The sequence below is a fragment of the Actinophytocola sp. genome (assembly GCF_036378875.1).
Taxonomy (GTDB): Bacteria; Actinomycetota; Actinomycetes; order Mycobacteriales; family Pseudonocardiaceae; genus Actinophytocola.
In genome coordinates this window covers 59,524-79,791 of the sequence record NZ_DASUVO010000020.1, presented here as the reverse complement: position 1 = coordinate 79,791, position 20,268 = coordinate 59,524, and the positions used below count along the sequence as shown (strand labels likewise).

The window sequence follows — 20,268 nt, the reverse complement described above, 5'->3', positions numbered from 1 at the left end:
GCGGCTGGTCTGGCCGCACACAAGGGTCTAAACCATTTGGTTTCTCAGCGTTTTCTCGCGGTGGTCAGCACGGTCGCGACCGCGAGCACGCCACTGAAGATCAACGCCGGCGCCCACCAGCCGGCGATGACCGCCGCGACGACGACGGCCCCGCCGGAGATGAGCAGCACTCCGGTGTCGTTGATCCGGGGCCGCCGCGCGGCAGGCGCCTCGCCGATCAGCGGGTGTGGCGGCGGCAGATCGGCGAAGAGCGCGCGCAGGTCACCCTGGGTTTGCGCTTTCCTGGCGAGGTCACGGCGCCGCTCGTACTCGGTCTCGGTGAGCCGCTCCTCTTCCCGGTGCTCGGCCAGCGCGCGGAGCACGACCTTCCGGTCCGCGCTGTCCGCCCACGTGCTGTCCGTTTCGTCCGGCTGCATAGCGGTCAGTCTAGGACCGCGCCGACGCACCTCCGCCGAGTCTCGTCGTCCGCGCGGTGAAAGGCGCGTTCACAGCGCTATGGCGTCGAGGAACTCCTTCGCACGCATGCTGATCTCGTCGAAACGGGACTCCGCGGCCAGTTTTGGTCCGACCACTCCGCTTCCCGCGGTCACCGCCAGCGCGCCGGCGGCCAGGAACGATGCCGCGTTCTCGGCGTTCAGGCCACCGGTGGCCACCAGTGGTGTACCCGGGTATGGGCCGTGCAGGTCGCCGAAGTAGGCCGGGCCCATGCGGGCCGCCGGGAACACCTTCACCGCCGTCGAACCGAGTTCGATGGCGGTGAAGACCTCCGTCGGCGTCATCGCGCCCAGCACGACCGGAACCCCTTGCCGCACCGCCTCTTCGGCCACCGCGGGACGGATTCCCGGTGTCAGCAGGAACTTCGCACCCGCGTTGATCGTGTCGCGGGCGTCCTGCGCCGACATGACCGTGCCGGCGCCGAGGATCAGACCCTCCACTTGGGACGCCTGTTCCATCAGCCGTGGCGCGTCGGGGGTGGTCAGCGCGAACTCCACGATCGGGAAGCCCGCCTCGACGAGCGTCCGCGCGAGCCCAACCGGGTCGGGGATCTCCGGCGCGCGGATGATGCACAGCGCGCGGCGCGTGGAGAGTTCGGCCAGCAGGTCCATGTGATGTGCTCCCTGGAGTCAGAAGAACGTGCGAATCAGGTCGACGACGGTCTCACCGTCCGCGCCGACCACCGGCAGGATCGGCACCTTGTCGAAAATCGTGCACGGGTGGGAAAGCGCCAGCGCGACCCAGTCACCGACCTCGAGCGTCCCGTCCACCTGGAGAAAACCGTGCTGGTCGTTGATCTCGGTCATGGTGGCGCCGGTGAGTGGGCCGACGGCGTCCCCGGAACGGCGTAGTACCGGGACCGGCAGGTCGATGTCGTAGGGCACGTCCCGCTTGCCGGCCGTCACGAGCGCGAGCCCCGGCTCAGGCTGGGACATCACCTGCGCCCACGCCCGCGCCGCCGGCCGGAACGGCTGGCTGCCCATGCGGGGATGGTCGCCGAGCGGCGACGTGCGCCCGTAGAACCCCTCGTCGTGCGTGATGTAGGCGCCACTGCGCAGCACCGGCAGCACCGGTATCGGCCACGGCTCGCCCAGCACCTCGATGACCTGGTCGAAGTACGCGCTACCGCCTGCGGTCACGATGATCTGGTCAAGGCCGTCGAAATGGCCCAGTTCGGCCAGGTCCAGGGTCAGCGCGCGCAGGTCGGCGAGGTGTGCGCGGACGGAGGCGAGCGCCTCCGCCGACGTGTCGTGGGTCACCGCTCCCTCGTAGCCCGCGACCCCGGTCAGCCGCAGCACCGGGCTCGCGGCCACGACCTCCGCCACCTTCAGCGCGGTTGTCCGGTCCCGGATCCCGGTCCTGCCGCCCGGAACGCCGAGCTCGATCAGCACGTCGACCGGTCGCGTCGGGTCAGCGGCTCGTACGGCCTCGGTCATCAGGTCGACGCCGCGCTCGCTGTCCACCCATGCCGTGAACTCGAACCCGGGGTCGGCGTCCAGCTCGGCGACGAGCCACCGCAACGCGGCCGCGTCCACCAGCTCGTTCGCGAGGATGATCCGGTTGACGCCGAACGCCCGGTAGATCCGCACCTGGCTCGCCGTCGCGGCAGTCTGGCCCCACGCGCCGTGCGCGAACTGGCTCGCGAACAGCTGCGGTGCCATCGTCGTCTTGCCGTGTGGCGCGTGCGCGAAACCGTGGTCACGGCACAGGGCGGCCATCGTGGCGATGTTGTGGTTCAGCGCCTGCTCGTCGAGGACGGTGACGGGGGGCAGGAAGCCGTCGCGGAACAGGTTGAGCCCGCGTTCCCTGGTGTCCCGGATGGACAGTCCCTGTAATGCGGTGGGCAGGCCCTTGAACCGCCAGTCGAGCGGCTCGTCGAGGAGTGCGTCGAGTGCCACCTGGCTGATCCGGCCCGGCGTGATGTGCGACATGCCCACCTCATGATTGCGTATTTCGCAACGCCTATTGCGCTATGTGCCACCGGCTTGTGTAGCATCTCCTCGCCCGACCAGTCAACGCGAGAGGACGGCAGTGGGTTCAGCGGAGGTGCTCTGCCTGGGGGAGACCATGGCACTGTTCGTGCCCGCCGTGCCAGGTCCGCCCGACGAGGTGGTCACCTGGACGCGCACGATCGGTGGCGCGGAGTCCAATGTGGCCTGCCATCTCGCCGTGCTCGGCCTGCGCGCCGCCTGGGTGAGCGCCGTGGGTGGCGACGCGTTCGGTCGGGCCGTTGTGCGCGCCGTCGAGTCGTTCGGCGTGGACACGTCGGGCGTCGTGATCGACCCGGCACGGCCGACCGGCTTGTACATCAAGGAAAGCGACGCCTCCGGCAGTCCCGTCCGCTACTACCGGCGTGGCTCGGCCGCGTCCGGCATGGGACCGGCGCTTCTCGACGGGCTGCCGCTCGACGAGGTGCGGGTCGTGCACACCAGCGGGATCACCCCGGCGCTGTCGGACAGCTGCCTGGCACTGATGCGGGCACTTGCCACGGCGTCGCGCTCGTTCCTGCTGTCGTTCGACCTGAACTGGCGCCCGGCGCTGTGGACGGACCGGGATCCGGCGGTGTTGCGGGACCTCGCGGCGGCCGCCGACGTGGTGTTCGTCGGCGCGGACGAGGCCGAACGCGTGTGGGGCGTGGAGAAGCCGACGGAGATCCGCGCGCTGCTGCCCGAGCCGGCGACGCTGGTGGTCAAGCAGGGCGCCGACGGCGCGACCGTGTTCGACGGCTCGGCCGCGCCCGTGTTCCAGCCGGCCCTGAAGGTGGACGTGGTCGAGCCGGTCGGCGCCGGCGACGCCTTCGCGGCCGGGTTCCTGTACGGCACCCTCGCCGGCTGGTCGCCGGAGCGGCGGCTGCGCTCCGGCCACCTGAGGGCCGCGACCGCGCTCCTGACCCACCACGACGTCGGCCCGTCACTGCCAGAGGACCTGGTCGAGTCGCTGCTCGGCGCATCGCCGGACGAGTGGGCCGCCGCGCACATCTCCTTGGGTGTGACTTCATGAGCCAGAGCCTCGAACGCGCACTCGTCCTGCTGGACGAGCTGGCCGGCGGACACAAGACACTCGACGACCTGGCGGAGCGGCTGTCGGTACACAAGTCGACCGTGTTGCGACTGCTGCGGACGCTGGAGTCGCACCGGTTCGTGCAGCGCGAGGGCGTGCGGTACTACAAGCTCGGCACGTCGCTGTTCGCGCTGGCGTTCCAGGCGCTGGACGAGCGGGACGTGCGGCGCAGCGTCGAGCCGGCGCTGCGGGAGCTGAACGCCGAGACCGGGCACACGGTGCACCTCGCGTCCTACGAGGACGGCGAGGTGATCTACGTCGACAAGTACGAGAGCCGGCACAACGTGCGGATGTACTCGCGGATCGGCCGGCGGGCCCCGCTGCACTGCACGGCCGTCGCGAAGGTCCTCGTGGCGGCCATGCCGGCGGCGGACCGTGAGGCGCTCGCGAAGTCGCTCTCGTACGAGAAGATGACGCCCAACACGATCACCACGCCACGCGCGTACCTGGCGGAGCTGGCCAGGGTGGCCGAGCGCGGGTACGCCGTCGACAACGAGGAGCACGAGGAACACATCCACTGCGTCGCCGCCCCCGTCCGGGACGCGCGCGGTGCGGTGGTGGCGGCGATGTCGCTGTCGGTGCCGCAGGTTCTGCTCGACCTCGACGGACTGCTGGCGCTGGTCCCCACCCTGTTGGCCGCCGCCGAAAGGGCGTCGGCCGAGTGCGGTTACACCGGTCTGAAAAGGAGCAATTGATGGCGAAGGTCGCGATCCACCCGGAAGGCACGAAGATCCCGCTGGTGCCGCTCACCCACGGCATCCGCAAGGGCAACATCCTGCAGGTGGCGGGCCAGGTAGCCGTCGACCCCACGACGAACGAGCTCGTCGGCACCACCGTGACCGAGCAGACGCGCCAGGTCATGACCAACATCCGGCGAGTCCTGGAGGCGGGCGGCGCCACCTTCTCCGACGTCGTGATGTGCCGCGTCTACCTCACCGACGTGGCCCACTTCGCCGAGCTGAACGACGCGTACCGCGAGTTCTTCGAGGAGTCCTTCCCGGCCAGGACCACCGTGTACGTCGGCCTCCCGGAGGGCCTCCTGGTGGAGATCGACGCACTGGCCGTCCTCGACTGACCCCGGCCCGGCCGCGGCTGTGGACAACTCCCGTCCGCACCCGCCTGACCGTCGGTGGCCCCCGGTAGCGTTGAACCGGGGGCCGGAGGCCACGCCGCTGGAATGCCGGCCGGCGTGCTGGGCGGCGTCGGGGTCCTTGGAACAGTAGAGTTCCGAGGATGCCCGATCAGTCAGCGCTCGACCGGCTGAACCTCGAAGAGCCGGTCGCGGCCGAGCAGGATCTGCTTGCCTGCTGTGCCTCTCGCCGGTGGGCGGACGAGCTTCTCGCCCGGCGCCCGTACCACGATCTCGCCCAACTGCGGAGTGTGTCCGAGCAGGTGCTCAGGGCCCTCGGGTGGGCCGATGTCGAGCAGGCGCTCGCCGCGCATCCGCGGATCGGGGAACGGGCCGCGGGCGACAGCACGGAGGCCGCCTGGTCACGGGACGAGCAGGCCGGCGCCACACCGAGTGACGACCTCGTCGCCGGGAACGTCGCCTACGAGGAGCGGTTCGGCCACGTCTTCCTCATCTGCGCCACCGGGCTGTCCGGCGAGGAGGTGCTCACCGCGCTTCGCACCCGGCTCGGCAACGATCCGGGGACCGAACGCGACGTCGTCCGTGAGGAGCTGCGCAAGATCGTCGACCTGCGGCTCGGGAAGGCGTTTTCATGAGTCTCTCCACGCATGTGCTCGACACCAGTAAAGGGCGGCCCGCGCCCGATATCCGCGTGCGGCTGGAGCTGCACGACGACGGGTGGCGCACCATCGCCGAGGAGCGGACCGACGACGACGGCCGGATCAGCGGCTGGGACACCGCGGAGCCCGGGGTCTACCGGCTGGTCTTCGAGGTCGGTGGCGAGTTCTATCCCGAGGTCACCGTGGCCTTCCGGGTCACGGACGACAGTCACTACCACGTGCCGCTGCTGCTCAGCCCGTTCGGCTACTCGACCTACCGGGGGAGTTGACGTGGACATCAGGCTCGGGGACAACCAGTACGGCAAGGCCGAGACCCGCCTCGTGCGGGTGGACCGGCACCCGGACCGCCACGAGGTGACCGACCTCAACGTCAGCACCGCGCTGTCCGGTGACCTCGCCGCGACCCACCTGACCGGCGACAACTCCGGCGTGCTGCCCACCGACACGCAGAAGAACACGGTCTACGCGTTCGCGCGGGACGGTGTCGGTGAGATCGAGGACTTCGCGCTGCGGCTGGCCACGCATTTCGTGACGAACACCCCGACGATCCGCCGGGCCCGCGTGAAGATCGAGCAGTACACGTGGGAGCGGCGCGGGCACCACTCGTTCGTCCGCGGCACCGGCACACGAACCACCACCGCCACCTTCGACGGCACGGTGAGGACCGTCGTGTCCGGAGTGGACGATCTGGTGGTCATGAACACCACGGGGTCGGAGTTCCACGGCTTCCACAAGGACGCCTACACCACCCTCCCCGAGACGAACGACCGCATCCTCGCGACCGCGCTGACGGCACGCTGGCGGCACGAGAGTGCCGACAACCTCGACTGGGCGGAGTCGCATCGCGAGACCACGAAGCACCTCCTCGAGGCGTTCGCCGACACGCATTCCCTGTCACTGCAACAAACCCTGTACGCGATGGGCGAGCGTGCCCTGCGGCACCGGGACGAGCTGGTCGAGGTCCGGCTGGCCCTGCCGAACAAGCACCACTTCCTGGTCGACCTGTCCCCGTTCGAGCTGGACAACCCGGGTGAGGTGTTCCACGCCGCGGACCGGCCCTACGGGCTCATCGAGGGCTCGGTCGTCCGGGACGGGGCCACCGATCCCGGCCTGGCCTGGTGGTGACGGATGGACTTCCACCAACCCTCCACTGTGGCCGAAGCGCTGGCGGTGAAGGCCGAGCACCCCGACGCGGTGCCCATCGCCGGCGGCACGGACGTCATGGTCGAGCTGAACTTCGACGTCCGCCGTCCCGCGGCACTGCTGGACCTCGGCCGCATCGCCGAACTGGCCGAGTGGACCGAGCACGACGGCCACATCCGGCTCGGCGCGACCGTGCCGTACACGAGGATCGTCACCGAGCTGGGCGAGGAGTTGCCGGGGCTCGCGATGGCGTCCCGCACGGTCGGCTCGCCGCAGATCCGCAACCGCGGCACGGTCGGCGGCAACCTCGGTTCCGCCTCACCGGCCGGGGACGCGCACCCGCCACTGCTGGCCACCACGGCCATGGTCGAGGTCGCGTCCACCCGGGGCACCCGCGAGGTGTCGATCCACGAATTCTTCGCCGGTCCCAAGCGATCCGTGCTCGCGCCAGACGAGTTGATCACCGCGGTCACCGTGCCAAGGGCACCCGGCCCACAGCAGTTCGCGAAGGTCGGCACGCGCAACGCGATGGTCATCGCCGTGTGCTCGTTCGCGATCTCGCTCGACCCCGCCGCACGGACCGTCGGCACCGGGATCGGCTCGGCCGGCCCGACACCGCTGCGGGCAACCGAAGCCGAGGAGTTCGCGGCCGCCGAGCTGCCGTGGGAGTCTCGGGATCCTTTGCCGGACAGTATTTCCCACGAGTTCGGTCGGCTGGTCGGCGCGGCGGCGCGGCCCATCGACGACGTGCGCGGCACCGCGGCCTACCGCCGGCATTCGCTGTCCGTGCTCGGTCGCCGCACGCTTGGCTGGGTATGGCAGGAGGTGACCGGATAGTGCGGGTCAACGTGGAGGTCAACGGCGAGCAGCGCACCGCCGACGACGTCTGGCCGGGCGAGAGCCTGCTGTACGTCCTTCGGGAGCGGCTCGGCCTGCCCGGCGCCAAGAACGCCTGTGAGCAAGGGGAATGCGGCTCGTGCACGGTGTACCTCGACGGTACTCCGGTGTGCGCGTGCCTGGTGGCCGCCGGTCAGGTCGAGGGCCGGTCCGTACAGACGGTCGAGGGTCTGGCCGCCAAGGACGAGCTGGATCCCGTGCAGGAGGCCTTCGTCCGCACCGGTGCCGTCCAATGTGGATTCTGCACGCCCGGTCTCGTGGTGGCCGCACACGACCTCGTGCACCGCAACCCCGACGCCACCGACCCGGAGATCCGCGAGGCGCTCGCCGGGAACCTGTGCCGCTGCACGGGTTACGAGAAGATCCTCGACGCGGTGCGGCTGGCGGCGGCGAAAGTGAGGGACGGGTCGTGAGGATCGTTATCGAGAACGCCGCGATCGCCACGGTCGACGGGGAGTCCGAGGCTGGCACCGAGTACGAGAACGGGCACGTCGTCGTCAACGACAACGTGATCGAGGCGGTCGGCCCCGGCAAGGCGGACGGGCCGGCCGACCGGCGGATCGACGCGAGCGGATGCCTTGTCACGCCTGGGTTCGTGAACACCCACCATCACCTGTACCAGTGGGCCACCCGCGGCTACGCACAGCAGGCCACACTGTTCGAGTGGCTCGTCGAGCTGTACCCGGTGTGGGCCGGCATCGACGAGCCGATCACCCACGCGGCCGCGGTCGCCGGTCTCACCCGCCTTGCCCGCACCGGTTGCACCACCGCCGCCGACCACCACTACGTGTTCCCCCGCGACGGCGGCGACGTGTTCGGCGCGATGATCGAGGCGGCCCGTCAGGTCGGCATCCGGATGCATGCCGTGCGTGGCTCCATGGACCGCGGCGAGTCGCAGGGCGGCCTGCCGCCGGACTCCATTGTGGAATCCCTGGACGGCGCGCTCGCCGGCACCGCCGAGGCCATCGACCGGTTCCACGACCCGTCGCCGGACTCCTTCCTGCGGGTCGCGGTCGGCCCGTGCTCCCCGTTCTCGGTCAGCGACGACCTCATGTCGGAGGCGGCGAAACTGGCCAGGGACAAGGGAGTCCGGCTCCACACCCACCTGGCCGAGACTCTGGACGAGGAACGCCAGTGCCTCGACGAGCACGGCTGCACGCCCGCGCAACTGGCCGACCGGCTCGGCTGGCTCGGCGACGACGTGTGGCTCGCGCACGGCATCCACTTCGACGACGACGCGATCGCCCGGCTGGGCGCGACCGGTACCGGCGTCGCCCACTGCCCGACCTCGAACTCCCGCCTCGGCGCCGGTATCGCACGGGTGCAGGACCTCGTGCACGCGGGTTCACCGGTCGGTCTCGGCGCCGACGGCGCGGCGTCCAACGAGGACGGTTCGCTCGGCATCGAGCTGCGGCAGGCCGTCTATCTCGCCAGGCTGAAGAAGGGCCCGCACTCCGCCACCGCACGCGACGGGCTGTGGCTCGCGACCATGGGCGGCGCCAAGTGCCTCGGCAGGGCGAACGAGATCGGCTCCCTGGAACCGGGCAAGCAGGCCGACCTCGCGGTGTGGCGGCTGGACACCATGGCCCACGCCGGCATCGCCGATCCGGTGGCTGCCCTGGTACTCGGGGAGCTGCCGCCGCTGAAGCTGCTGCTCGCCGGCGGCTCCACGGTTGTCGAGGACGGTGTGTGCCAGGGCGTGGACGAGATCGAGGCGGCGGCCGCGCTCACGGCCGCGTCGAAGCGGCTCGCGGAGTATTCATGACCACCACGCAGCCGACCGCGACTGTCACCGGCGGGATCGGTGAGAGCCCGCTACGGCCCGACGGCGCACAGAAGACCAGGGGCGAGTTCGCGTACTCCTCCGACCTGTGGGCTGACGACATGCTGTGGGGCGCCACGCTCCGCAGCCCGCACCCATACGCACGTATTAGAAACGTCGACCTCACCGGGGCGCTGAAGCTGCCGGGCGTGTACGCGGTGCTCACCCACGAGGACGTGCCCGGCGACAACCTCTACGGGCTGGAGCACGCCGACCAGCCCGTGCTCGCCGTGGATGTCGTTCGGTACCAGGGCGAGCCGGTCGCGATCGTGGCCGCCGACCACCCCGAGACCGCCCGCCGCGCAGCGGCCGCCATCGCCGTCGACTACGAGGTACTGACCCCGGTCACCGACGCCGAGGCGGCCATGCGTGCGGACGCGCCGGTCCTGCACCCGGGACACGAGGGCGGCAACGTCGTCCGCCACTGCCCGATCCGGTTCGGCGAGGAGTCGCCGCAAGCCGATGTGGTGGTGTCCGGCGAGTACACGGTCGGCATGCAGGACCAGGCGTTCCTCGGTCCGGAGTCCGGGCTCGCGGTGCCGGCCGAGGACGGCGGCGTCGATCTCTACATCGCGACCCAGTGGCTGCACGCCGACCAGCGGCAGGTCGCCCGCGCACTCGGCATGCCGGAGAAGAAGGTGCGGCTGCACCTCGCCGGCGTCGGCGGCGCGTTCGGCGCCAGGGAGGACCTGTCGATGCAGGTCCACGCGTGCCTGCTCGCGCTGCGCACCCGCAAGCCCATCAAGATCGTGTACGGCCGGGAGGAGTCGTTCTTCGGGCACGTCCACCGGCACCCGGCCCTGATGCGTTACGAGCACGGTTCCACCCGCGACGGCGACCTCGTCTACGTGCGGGCCGAGATCATCCTCGACGGCGGCGCGTACGCCTCGACCACCTCGGCCGTCACGGGCAACGCGGGCACGCTGGGCGCCGGGCCCTACCGGGTCCCGAACGTACGTATTGACGCCTACGGCGTCTACACCAACAACCCGCCGTGCGGCGCCATGCGTGGTTTCGGCGCGGTACAGGCGTGCTTCGCCTACGAGTCGCAGATGGACAAGCTCGCCGAGGCACTCGGCATGGACCCTGTCGACCTGCGGATCCGGAACGCGGCCGAACGCGGCACGACGATGCCGACCGGACAGGTGATCGACGCGCCGGCCCCGGTCGCGGAACTGCTGGAACGCGTGCGGGCCAAGCCGATGCCCGCACGACCGACCGGCCCCCGTGACCTGCGGGAGCTGCCCGGCGGCGTCGCCAACACCACGCACGGCGAGGGTGTCGTGCGAGGCGTCGGCTACGGGGTGGGTATCAAGAACGTCGGTTTCTCCGAAGGTTTCGACGACTACTCGACCGCACGGGTCCGCCTCGAGGTGATAGCCGGCGAGCCCGTGGTGTCGGTGCACACCGCCGCCGCGGAGGTCGGTCAGGGACTGGTGACGCTGAAGGCGCAGATCGCGCGGACCGAGCTCGGCGTGCAGCGGGTGCAGATCCAGCCGTCGAACACGTTCGTCGGTTCCGCCGGTTCCAGCTCCGCGTCCCGGCAGAGTTACGTGACAGGTGGCGCGGTCAAGGCGGCGTGCGAACAAGTCCGTACGGCTGTATTGGAACGAGCGGTCGAGCAGGGGATCGCCGCGAGCGGGCTGGCCGGCGGGAAGGTCGTGTCGGCCTCGCAGGAGGTGCTCGCGGACCTCGTCGACGTGCTCGGTGACGAGGCCGTCGAGCGGACCGTCGAGTGGCGGCATCGCCCGACGACACCGCTCGACCCGCTGACTGGTCAGGGGTTCGCCCACGTGCAGTACGCGTTCGCCGCGCACCGGGCGGTCGTCGACGTTGACGTCGAGCTGGGGCTCGTGCGGGTCGTGGAGCTGGCGTGCGCGCAGGACGTCGGCAAGGCCGTCAATCCCGATGCCGTGCTCGGGCAGATCCAGGGCGGGTCGGCTCAGGGGCTCGGCCTCGCGGTGATGGAGGAGATCCAGGTCGTCGACGGCATGGTGCGCAACCCGTCGTTCACGGACTACCTCATCCCGACCGTGCTTGACATGCCGCCGATGTCGATCGATGTGCTGGAGCGGGCCGATCCTCACGCGCCGTACGGGCTGCGGGGCGTCGGTGAGCCGCCGACACTGTCGTCCACACCGGCGATCGTGGCGGCCATTCGTGCGGCGACGGGGGTGGCGCTGACCAGGGTTCCCGTGCGGCCCGAGCACATTCTTACTCACCAGGGCCGCGGTTCTGCCGGCGAAACTATCGGAGAGTGACGAAATCAGTGCTGGCCTACTGCCTTCGGAGCTGGTAGTCAGTAATGTGCTGGCTACCCTCCGGCATTGCTGGAGCGTAGTCGCATTCCGTGCGCGGTGTGCCCAATATAGCGACCACTACCGAGGGTAGTTCACCTGAATGGCCTACATGATGACACGTAGGGTGTCCACAACATCGGTGATTGGTCCCCGTTTGGGTGCAGAGGGGTTGCGCATTCACTGGTAATGTCACAACCCGCTGAACCGGAGAAGGACAACCAATGACGTGGCCACTGGAAGGCTCCGGTGGATCGACCTGAGCTTGCGCGGGAGTGGGCGGAGGCGCTGGAACAGGTCATCTACATCGCGCGTGCACGCGAGGACGTCGAGGGCGAGCTGATCAAGGCACTCGACGATCTCGTCGATGCCATGCAAGCGGAGCCGTTCGCCGACCATCCTGTGATCGCGATCGCGGAGCAGCTGGTCGACCTGGGTTTGACCAGCCCAGAATGTGTCGAGTCGACCATCAAAGTACTGGGTGCGCACATGCCGAAGCTGTCGGAGGTCAGGGACCTCGTCGGGCTACCCGGCCGGCTCGTGCTCGTGTTCAGCGCGCTCGCCAAGGGATTCGCCGAGGCCATGCGGCAACGTCTTTCCGAAGAGCAGGAAACCCTGACGCTCGCGCTGATCCGCGCCCGCGAGAACGCCGAAAGCGCGTTGCGGGACAGCGAGGCGCGGTTCGAGGAGGTCTTCTCCACCTCCAGCGTCGGCATGGCGATCACCGACCTGGACTTCGCGGTCATCCGCAGCAACCGGGCGCTCGCCACCATCCTGGAGCACAAGGGAAAGCTGGCGGTCGGCCAGCTGGACGAGATCTTCCACCCGGACGACGTCGCCTACCTGCGGCTGCGGTACCAGGTGTTGCACGAGGACGGTTCCGTGCCGTTCCGGGAGCGCCGCCGGCTGGTGAAGCGCGACGGCGAGGAGGCGCTGGTCTACCTGTCGGCGTCGGTGCTGCGCGATCCGGACGGCAGCGCGCGTTACTACGTCACGACGGTCGAGGACGTGACGGAGAAGCACGACCTCGAGAGCCAGCTGCGGTTCCAGTCCATTCACGACTCACTCACCGGGCTGCCCAACCGGCGCCGGTTCGAGGGACGGCTGGAGGAGGCGCTGTCCGGGCAGCACCCGGCCGAGGAGCTCACGGTCCTGCACATCGACCTCGACGGCTTCCACGCGGTGAACGACGGGCTCGGCCGACACGTCGGTGACCGGTTGCTGCAGACCGTCGCGGGTCGGCTGCTCGACATGTTCGCCGAGGAGAAGGCCACGATCGCCCGCTTCGACGGCGACGAGTTCGGCGTGCTGATCGAGCACCAGGCGTCGACGCCGCCGTGCTCGACGATGGCGATGCGCATCAACGAGGAGCTGGCCGAGCCGGTGTTCGTCGATGACCGCGGCGTCGCCGCCACCGCGACGATCGCCGTGCTGCACGACCCGAAGCCGGACTCGACGCCCGAAGAACTGTTGCGTGCCACGGACATCACGCTGCGCCGGCTGAAGGCGGTCGGTCGAAGACAATGGGGCATGGTCGACGAGCGGCAGAACGCCGCCGACCGCGAACGCTTCAACCGCGCGAGCAGCATGCCCGGCGCGTGGGAGACCGGCGAGATCGAGCTGGAGTTCCAGCCGCTGGTGTCGGTGGCGGACCGCAAGGTCGTCGCCGTGCAGGCGACGTTGCGGTGGGACCACGAGGACGGCCCGCTGGACCACGGGCAGTGCCTGGAGGCACTCGCGGAGACCGGGCTGTCGCTGCCCATCGGCCGCTGGATGCTCGGCCGTGCGTGCGAGGAGCTGAAGTCCCTGCCAGGGCGGCCGGTGCTGTACGTCGAGCTGACCAAGGAGTTGGCCGGCGACCCGGATCTGGTGGCCACCGTGCAGGCGGTGATGTCCGACGCCGCCCTGGCACCGACCGACCTGTGGCTCGGCATGCCGGTGCAGGCACTGTGCATGCTCGACGGCCTGGCCGAGGACAACCTGAACGTGTTGGTGGATCTCGGTTTGTCGATGGTGCTGTACGAGTTCGGCACCACCAGCGGCGACCTCGCCTGCCTGGAGGACCTGCCGATCCACTCGATCAGGATGTCGAGGCGCGTGGTCAACCGCGTCGCGTGTCACGCAAGCGAGAACGCGCTGTTCACCCGCGCCATCCGCGACCTGGTCCCACTGGTCCGCGGCAACAACACCCCGGTCATCGTGGGCGACATCGAAACCGAGGAACAGTTCAACTGGTGGCGCGAGGTAGGCGCGGACACCGTACTGGGCGGCTACACCGGCACGGCAGGCCCAGCCTCATCCCTCCCACTGGCCTGAGGGGCGGCCTCCGGCCCCCGGGTTCCAGGGTACCGGCGACCACCGACAGTTCCGGTCGCCGTGGCGCTCGCCTGTGGACACGTCCGCGTGTCCAACGCTGGAGACCCGCGTGTCCAACAAAGTGGACCCCTGAGTTCAACAAAAATCGGATGACGCGACCGATACCGCGCTGCCATCCTGTGCGGCATGTTCCTGGTGGTCGTGATCGATACCTCGGCGGGCGCTGCCCTGCCGGGTGCCGTCACGGCTGCCCTGGCGCTGGACGGCGCCCGACTCTGACCCTCCTCCGCGTGGCCTGAACACGGGGAACCCGCCGAGGAGGGTGGGTCTGCCACACGGTTCTCCGGTCATCCGTCCATGCCAAGGAAATCTTCGATGAGCAAGAAGCAGTTCGTGCGCACCAAGCCGCACCTCAACATCGGCACCATGGGTCACGTCGACCACGGGAAGACGACGCTCACGGCCGCGATCACCAAGACGCTGTCCGAGCTCGACCCGGCCACCACCTCCTACGTCGCGTTCGAGGGCATCGACCGCGCGCCGGAGGAGCAGGCCCGCGGCATCACGATCAACATCGCGCACGTCGAGTACGAGACCGCCACGCGCCACTACGCGCACGTCGACATGCCCGGCCACGCCGACTACGTGAAGAACATGATCACCGGCGCGGCCCAGCTCGACGCCGCGATCCTGGTCGTGTCGGCACAGGACGGCGCCATGCCGCAGACCCGCGAGCACGTGGTGCTGGCGCGCCGGATCGGGGTGCCGCACGTGGTCGTCGCGCTCAACAAGGCCGACCTCGTCACCGACGAGGAAATACTCGACCTGGTCGAGCTGGAACTGCGGGAACTGTTGTCCCGCTACGGTTTCGACGGCGAGACGACGCCGATCGTGCGCGTGTCCGGGCTTGGTGCGCTGCGCGGCGAGCCACAGTGGACACAACGGATCGTGGACCTCCTGCGTGCGGTCGACGAGCACGTGCCCGTACCGCTCCGGCCTGTGGAAAAGCCTTTCCTCATGCCGATCGAGAACGTCCTCACGATCACCGGCCGCGGCACGGTCGTGACGGGCGCGATCGAGCAGGGCGCGGTCACGCTCGGCGAGTCGATCGAGGTGGTCGGCCTCGGCGACACCCGGACGAGCGTGGTCACCGGCCTGGAAACGTTCGGCAAGACGCTCGACCGCGCCGAGGCGGGCGACAACGCGGCGGTGCTGCTCCGCGGTGTCCGCCGCGAGGACGTGCGGCGCGGGCAGGTGCTGTGCGCGCCTGGTTCCGTCGCGCCGCACGCCAGGTTCGTCGCGCAGGTCTACCTCCTGTCCACACAGGAGGGCGGCAGGACGACCGGCTTCGCGAGCCGCTACCAGCCGCAGTTCTACTTCCGCACCACGGACGTGGTCGGGAGGGTCACCCTGCGGGACACGGACTTCGCGCACCCGGGCGACTCGGTCGAGATGGCCGTCGAACTCGGCAAGCCGATCCCGATGAACGTCGGCCTGGGCTTCGCGATCCGCGAGGGTAACCGGACCGTCGGCGCGGGCACGGTTCGCGAACTGCTCGGTTGACGACGCCGGCCGGTCTCTTCACTCAGAGGAGGCCGGCCGGCGCAGCCGCGAGTGGCGCTGAGTGCTTCATGGCGAGCGCGGTGCGGTGTCCCGAGCGGCATTCACAGGACGCTGAGCGTCTCGAAGGGGCACCCTCAGGACTCCGGCGCGTCGGTTGGGCGCACGAGTGTCCCTTTCGCTCGGACTGGCCAGCGAAAGTTGTCCACAGGCCGCCGCGGCCAGGGGTTTTGTCGGTGTGGCTTGGTACGATGGCTTCGGGTGGCCCCCCGGGAATGGGTGGGGTTCTGTACAGGTCGGGTTCGCGCTGGATGTGACACTCGTTCGGCCTGGGAGGCGCGGCTCCGAGATCCCCTTGTGGGGCGCTCACTCCAGATTCGCCGGGGATCTTGCTCAGCTGCACTCGCCACACGCCAGGAGCGGGCGAAGCCCGCTTCGCGGACACCGCCCTCGCCCAAGGCCGGTTCCCGGATGCCCTCAAGGGCACCCTCAAGATGTCAGCACCGGGCGGCGCAACCCAGCTCGCCCTCCAGGAGAAACAAGACTTTGACGAACCCCTGCGGGTATGGGTGGGGATGCCTACGCAACCATCTGTGCCGGTGGGCCTGGACAGGTCCTGGAGTTCGAGAACAGCACGGTGCCGCGTGGGGCGAGGGCGAACGCGCCACCGCACACCGCGATGTCGTGCTTGCCCATCAGCAGGCCCATGCGTTGATCATGAACGTGATCTTGCTGGAACCCTCGAACCCTGCTGCGGCGAGAGCTAGTGTCCAAATGTGGGCGCAGCTGGGCCTGACCAGGTCGCGCAGTCAGTAGCGCCCGACGACTGAACGCAGGGGTCAGCGGCTGGAGGCAGCCGCCCTCGGGCGGGTTCTTGCCCTGCCCGCCCGGGAGTGGCCGACCGTCCTGCGGTGCGGCGCCGACCGGCTCTTGCTGGCAACCCTCTCGATGCGCTCGTCCGCGTGCCACGCCCGATGCACTGCCCAGGCGATCACGAGTCCAACGGCGATCTTCGTGCCCTTCATCGGCCCCCAGCCTTTACGTCAACCACATCGTTGCGTAAACAGGATCGTCCCACACTGGTGACGTGTTACCGATTGCCGGCAATTGCCGATTGTTTAACTGCGCTAAAGAGGTTTGCGCCGTGTAGTGGAGCGATTACAACTGCAGTTTTTGCCGTTTTCCCAGTTGTCCGGCAACCGGGGTTATCAGAACTCAGGCGGCGGCGGTGGTCGGCGCGAGGGCCGCCTCCCCGGCGTCGGTCAGCGTGGCGGGCACGCGCGTGCCGACAGTCCCCTGGTATGCCGGCTCGATGAACCCGTCGTGTGCGAGCGTGTGCGCAAGGTACTGGTCGCAGCACGGCACGCCGTCGATGAACAGGTCGGGCTCCCTTGAACAGCTGATCTGCGCGCGCCCGGCGACGACGGCTCTCAGCATGGACAGGGCTCTGTGGTTCAGACCTTCTGCTAGCGCGGACATCATGTTCCCCGGTTGTCTTCGAGTGCCTGTGGAGTATGTGTATCAGGTGGGACCGACAATTCGTTGGATGTTCGATGTCCCCCGTTGGTTGCATCGAACTCACTAACGGATTGTTACCAACAAGGAGTGCCCCACGTCCACGCAGATACTCACGTCGCCCAAAAGTGAGGCACCCGAAGGTACGGTTCGATCATGCGCCGTAGTCAGCAGTGGTACGCCGGAGACGACCGCAACGCCTACATTCACCGCGCCTGGATGCGTCGGGGCCTGCCGAGGGAGGCGTTTGACGGTCGGCCGCACATCGCGATCGCCAACACCGCATCCGACCTCACTCCGTGCAATGCACACCTGACCGAGGTCGCGAAGTCCGTCGCGGACGGAGTGTGGGCGGCCGGTGGTGTTCCGCTGCACCTGCCGGTCATGTCGCTCGGCGAGACCTTGCTGCGGCCGACGGCCATGCTGTTCCGCAACCTCGCCGCGATGGCCACCGAGGAGATGCTGCGCGCCAACCCCATCGACGGCGTCGTGCTGCTCGGCGGCTGTGACAAGACCATCCCGGCACTGCTGATGGCCGCGTGCTCGGTGGATCTGCCAGCGCTGGTCGTGCCCGGCGGACCCATGCTGACCGGGCATTTTCGCGGCGTGCCGCTCGGTTGCGGCACGGATGTGTGGCGACTGTCCGAGGAGGTCAGGGCCGGCACGCTGTCCCGCGACGACTTCATGCGGTCGGAGTCGTCCATGATCCGCAGCCGGGGGCACTGCAACACGATGGGCACCGCGTCCACCATGGCCTGCGTGACCGAGGCGCTCGGCATGACCATCCCCGGGCTCGCCGGCACGCCAGCGCCCGACAGCGGCCTGCTGGAGATGGCGCACCAGTCGGGCAAGCTGTCGGTGTCGCTGGTCGACGAGGACCGCCGGCCCAGCACGGTGCTCACCCGCGAGTCGTTCCTCAACGCGATCGTGGCGCTCGCGGCGATCGGCGGTTCGACCAACGCGGTGGTGCATCTGCTGGCGATTGCCGGTCGCCTCGGCGTCGACCTGTCACTCGACGACTTCGACCGCACCGGCGCGGACGTGCCCCTGCTGGTGGACCTCCAGCCGGCCGGCAGGCACCTGATGGACGACATGCACCGAGCCGGCGGTCTGCTGGCCGTGCTGCGCGAGGTGGCCGACCTGCTGTCCCCGGACGCGATCACGGTGACCGGCCAGCCGCTCGAGTCGTACCTCGAGACGGCCCGCATCCACGACGACACGGTGATCCGTCCCCGGTCGGCGCCGCTACAGGAGTCGGCGGGCATCGCCGTGTTGCGCGGCAACCTGGCCCCGTCCGGCGCGGTGATCAAACCGGCGGCGGCCACCCCGGCGCTGCTCACCCACCGGGGCCGGGCCGTCGTGTTCGACTCCGTGGAACACATGTACGCCACGATCGACACGGTCGACGTCGACGAGGACTCGGTGCTGGTGCTACGAGGATGCGGTCCGAAGGGCTACCCGGGTATGCCGGAGGTCGGCAACTTTCCACTCCCGGCGAAACTGCTGGCCAAGGGCGTGCGGGACATGGTGCGGATCAGCGACGCGCGGATGAGCGGCACCGCCTACGGCACGGTCGTGTTGCACGTGGCCCCGGAAGCGGCGGCCGGCGGCCCGCTGGGACGCGTCCGCACGGGTGACCCGATCGTGCTGGACGTCCCGGACCGCCGACTGGACGTGGAGGTGCCAGACCTGGCCGAACGCCCAATCGCCCAGGCCACCGCGGACGCGTGCGCCGCCCCGGCACGTGGCTGGCAACGCCTGTACATCGACCACGTACTCCAAGCAGACGAGGGCGCGGACCTGGACTTCCTCCGCGGCGCCACCACCACACCCCCGACCCGCGAGTCACACTGACAACCCCAAAACGCTAATCCGCGAAGATCGCGTAGCTAGAGCCCGTCATGTGGAGTCGACCGTCGTCCCGTGACGTGCCATGGCCGAGCACCTGTGTGCCCGTGATCGGGATGTCCGTGGTCGTCGCCTCGAAGGCCGGGTTCACCGCGACCGTGAACCGGTCGCCACGTCGGTAGACGAACGGGTAGCCGGGGTTGAGGATCTCCACGCTGCCCGAGGCGCCGAGTTCCGGGTTCGCCTTGCGCAGGGCGATCAGCTCCCGCACGAGGTTCAGCGTCGACGACGGGTCCGCCTGCTGGTCAGCCACGTTCGGCCGCGTCGGCGACGGGTGTGGTGGCAGGTAGGTCACCTCGGGGTCGGCGCTGTCCCACTGCATCGGCGTCCGCGAGCCGGCCCGGTTGTAGCCCGCCCACGGCAATCCCAGCACGCTGCCCTCGTGGTCCGGCAGGCCGGGCTGGTACTGCATGCCGATCTCGTCGCCGTAGTAGATGGCCGGCAGCGTCGGCCACGTCAGGATGAACACCAGCGCCCCGCGTGCCCCCTCCGCCGTCCGTGAACCCGCCACGAGCCGCGGGTAGTCGTGGTTCGCGGTCGGCAGGACGATGTACCCGCTGTCGCCGATCACGGTCATCGCGGTCGCCCACTCCGCGAGGAAGTCCGACACCGTGCCCGCGCCGGAACCGTCGAAGTAGCACGGTCGTGGCCGGAACGAGTGGTCGTAGATCGCGCCGTTGTGGAACAGCGACCGGAACGCCTGGCTGCTGCCGAAGTGCAGGAAGAAGTCCGCGTGGAACCCCGCCGGCACCGACACCTGCGGCACGGCCCACTCGGAGAACAGTGCCGCGTCGGGGTGCGCGTGGTCGAGCCACCCGCGCAGGTCCCGCCACAGCGCGGCCGTCTCCTTCCGGCCGGGGTCGTCCTTCACCAGCGACGAAGCCATGTCCACGCGGAAACCGGCGATCCCCGTCCGCAGCCAGTAGTCCATGATGTCCCGCAACGCCTGCCGGTTCTCCATTGGCCCCGGCGCGTCCACGGGCTGGCGCCACGGCTCGTCCGGGTTCGTCCGGCCGTAGCCGAAGTTCAACGCGGGCTGCACCGGGAAGAAGTTCGGCAGGTAGAAGCCGGTTCGCTCACCGGGTGATGGCTCGAAGCCGGTCGTCTGCCGGTCGGCCCAGATGTAACGGTCGTCGGACGGATCGTTGGCCGAGCGGACGAACCACTCGTGCTGGTCGGAGGTGTGCCCGGCTACCAGGTCGAGCAGCACCCGGATTCCCTTGCGGGAGGCGGAGTCCACGAGCTTGGCCAGGTCGTCGCGGCTGCCGTAGCGCGGGTCGATCGCGTAGTAGTCGCTGATGTCGTAGCCGGCGTCCCGCATGGGGGAGGCGAAGCACGGGTTGAGCCACACGGTGTTCACGCCGAGCCACGACAGATAGTCCAGTTTGGACTCGATGCCGTTCAGGTCGCCGATGCCGTCACCGTTGCTGTCGGCGAAGCTCTGCGGGTAGATCTGGTACAGCACTGCTTCGGCGAGCCACGCTGGCACGGCCATGGACACTCCCT

The 20,268-nt window shown here is 69.3% G+C and carries 19 protein-coding genes; 13 read left to right on the top strand and 6 right to left on the bottom strand.

What is annotated here, in order from left to right:
• Positions 1–44: 44 nt before the first annotated feature.
• The 3 genes from VF106_RS05610 to VF106_RS05600 all read right to left on the bottom strand — a co-directional run bounded on the left by VF106_RS05610 (position 45) and on the right by VF106_RS05600 (position 2,426).
• A complete protein-coding gene (locus VF106_RS05610) occupies positions 45–416 on the bottom strand; it encodes a DUF1707 domain-containing protein (RefSeq protein WP_330838475.1) in 372 nt (123 codons plus the stop codon).
• Positions 417–485: 69 nt separating this feature from the next.
• The gene (locus VF106_RS05605) at positions 486–1,106 is read right to left on the bottom strand and encodes a bifunctional 4-hydroxy-2-oxoglutarate aldolase/2-dehydro-3-deoxy-phosphogluconate aldolase (protein ID WP_330838474.1); all 621 of its coding nucleotides are present in this window, start codon (positions 1,104–1,106) and stop codon (positions 486–488) included.
• Positions 1,107–1,124: 18 nt separating this feature from the next.
• Complete coding sequence (locus VF106_RS05600; protein WP_330838473.1) at positions 1,125–2,426, bottom strand: amino acid deaminase; 1,302 nt, start codon at positions 2,424–2,426, stop codon at positions 1,125–1,127.
• A 136-nt stretch (positions 2,427–2,562) separates the two neighbouring features.
• On the opposite strand from VF106_RS05600, the gene VF106_RS05595 reads away from it, so the two are divergent.
• From VF106_RS05595 to tuf, 12 genes are all read left to right on the top strand, one after another.
• The gene (locus VF106_RS05595) at positions 2,563–3,495 is read left to right on the top strand and encodes a sugar kinase (protein WP_330838498.1); all 933 of its coding nucleotides are present in this window, start codon (positions 2,563–2,565) and stop codon (positions 3,493–3,495) included.
• Positions 3,492–4,250 (top strand): IclR family transcriptional regulator, encoded by a 759-nt coding sequence (locus VF106_RS05590; RefSeq protein ID WP_330838472.1) that lies wholly within the window; start codon positions 3,492–3,494, stop codon positions 4,248–4,250. Before VF106_RS05595 ends, VF106_RS05590 begins: the two co-directional genes overlap by 4 nt.
• The gene (locus VF106_RS05585) at positions 4,250–4,630 is read left to right on the top strand and encodes a RidA family protein (protein ID WP_330838471.1); all 381 of its coding nucleotides are present in this window, start codon (positions 4,250–4,252) and stop codon (positions 4,628–4,630) included. The genes VF106_RS05590 and VF106_RS05585 overlap by 1 nt, the downstream gene beginning before the upstream one ends.
• Positions 4,631–4,788: 158 nt before the next feature.
• Positions 4,789–5,280, top strand: a complete 492-nt coding sequence (gene uraD / locus VF106_RS05580) for a 2-oxo-4-hydroxy-4-carboxy-5-ureidoimidazoline decarboxylase (protein WP_330838470.1) — start codon at positions 4,789–4,791, stop codon at positions 5,278–5,280.
• A complete protein-coding gene (uraH, locus tag VF106_RS05575) occupies positions 5,277–5,573 on the top strand; it encodes a hydroxyisourate hydrolase (protein ID WP_330838469.1) in 297 nt (98 codons plus the stop codon). The genes uraD and uraH overlap by 4 nt, the downstream gene beginning before the upstream one ends.
• A gap of 1 nt (position 5,574) precedes the next feature.
• The gene (gene pucL / locus VF106_RS05570) at positions 5,575–6,429 is read left to right on the top strand and encodes a factor-independent urate hydroxylase (protein WP_330838468.1); all 855 of its coding nucleotides are present in this window, start codon (positions 5,575–5,577) and stop codon (positions 6,427–6,429) included.
• Between the two features lie 3 nt (positions 6,430–6,432).
• The gene (locus VF106_RS05565) at positions 6,433–7,284 is read left to right on the top strand and encodes an FAD binding domain-containing protein (protein WP_330838467.1); all 852 of its coding nucleotides are present in this window, start codon (positions 6,433–6,435) and stop codon (positions 7,282–7,284) included.
• Positions 7,284–7,757, top strand: coding sequence for a (2Fe-2S)-binding protein (locus VF106_RS05560; RefSeq protein WP_330838466.1), 474 nt, complete (start codon positions 7,284–7,286; stop codon positions 7,755–7,757). The genes VF106_RS05565 and VF106_RS05560 overlap by 1 nt, the downstream gene beginning before the upstream one ends.
• Positions 7,754–9,109, top strand: a complete 1,356-nt coding sequence (locus VF106_RS05555) for an 8-oxoguanine deaminase (protein ID WP_330838465.1) — start codon at positions 7,754–7,756, stop codon at positions 9,107–9,109. The genes VF106_RS05560 and VF106_RS05555 overlap by 4 nt, the downstream gene beginning before the upstream one ends.
• Positions 9,106–11,427, top strand: coding sequence for a xanthine dehydrogenase subunit D (pucD, locus tag VF106_RS05550; RefSeq protein ID WP_330838464.1), 2,322 nt, complete (start codon positions 9,106–9,108; stop codon positions 11,425–11,427). Before VF106_RS05555 ends, pucD begins: the two co-directional genes overlap by 4 nt.
• A 285-nt stretch (positions 11,428–11,712) precedes the next feature.
• Entirely contained in the window at positions 11,713–13,779 is a 2,067-nt protein-coding gene (locus VF106_RS05545) for a putative bifunctional diguanylate cyclase/phosphodiesterase (RefSeq protein ID WP_330838463.1), read from the top strand.
• A 375-nt stretch (positions 13,780–14,154) separates the two neighbouring features.
• Positions 14,155–15,342 (top strand): elongation factor Tu, encoded by a 1,188-nt coding sequence (gene tuf / locus VF106_RS05540; protein WP_330838462.1) that lies wholly within the window; start codon positions 14,155–14,157, stop codon positions 15,340–15,342.
• Between the two features lie 576 nt (positions 15,343–15,918).
• On the opposite strand, the gene VF106_RS05535 is transcribed toward tuf, so the two are convergent.
• Positions 15,919–16,047 (bottom strand): hypothetical protein, encoded by a 129-nt coding sequence (locus VF106_RS05535; RefSeq protein ID WP_330838461.1) that lies wholly within the window; start codon positions 16,045–16,047, stop codon positions 15,919–15,921.
• Between the two features lie 507 nt (positions 16,048–16,554).
• Positions 16,555–16,776 carry a hypothetical protein gene (locus VF106_RS05530; protein WP_414638870.1) on the bottom strand — a complete coding sequence of 74 codons (222 nt, stop codon included), beginning with the start codon at positions 16,774–16,776 and terminating at the stop codon, positions 16,555–16,557.
• 234 nt (positions 16,777–17,010) lie between these two features.
• Here VF106_RS05530 and VF106_RS05525 point away from each other — a divergent pair, with 234 nt between their 5' ends.
• A complete protein-coding gene (locus VF106_RS05525; protein ID WP_330838459.1) occupies positions 17,011–18,708 on the top strand; it encodes an IlvD/Edd family dehydratase in 1,698 nt (565 codons plus the stop codon).
• Positions 18,709–18,721: 13 nt separating this feature from the next.
• Here the strand turns inward: VF106_RS05525 and VF106_RS05520 are convergent, their stop codons facing one another.
• On the bottom strand, positions 18,722–20,257 hold the full coding sequence (locus VF106_RS05520) for an alpha-amylase family glycosyl hydrolase (RefSeq protein ID WP_330838458.1): 1,536 nt from the start codon (positions 20,255–20,257) through the stop codon (positions 18,722–18,724).
• Positions 20,258–20,268: the final 11 nt, after the last annotated feature.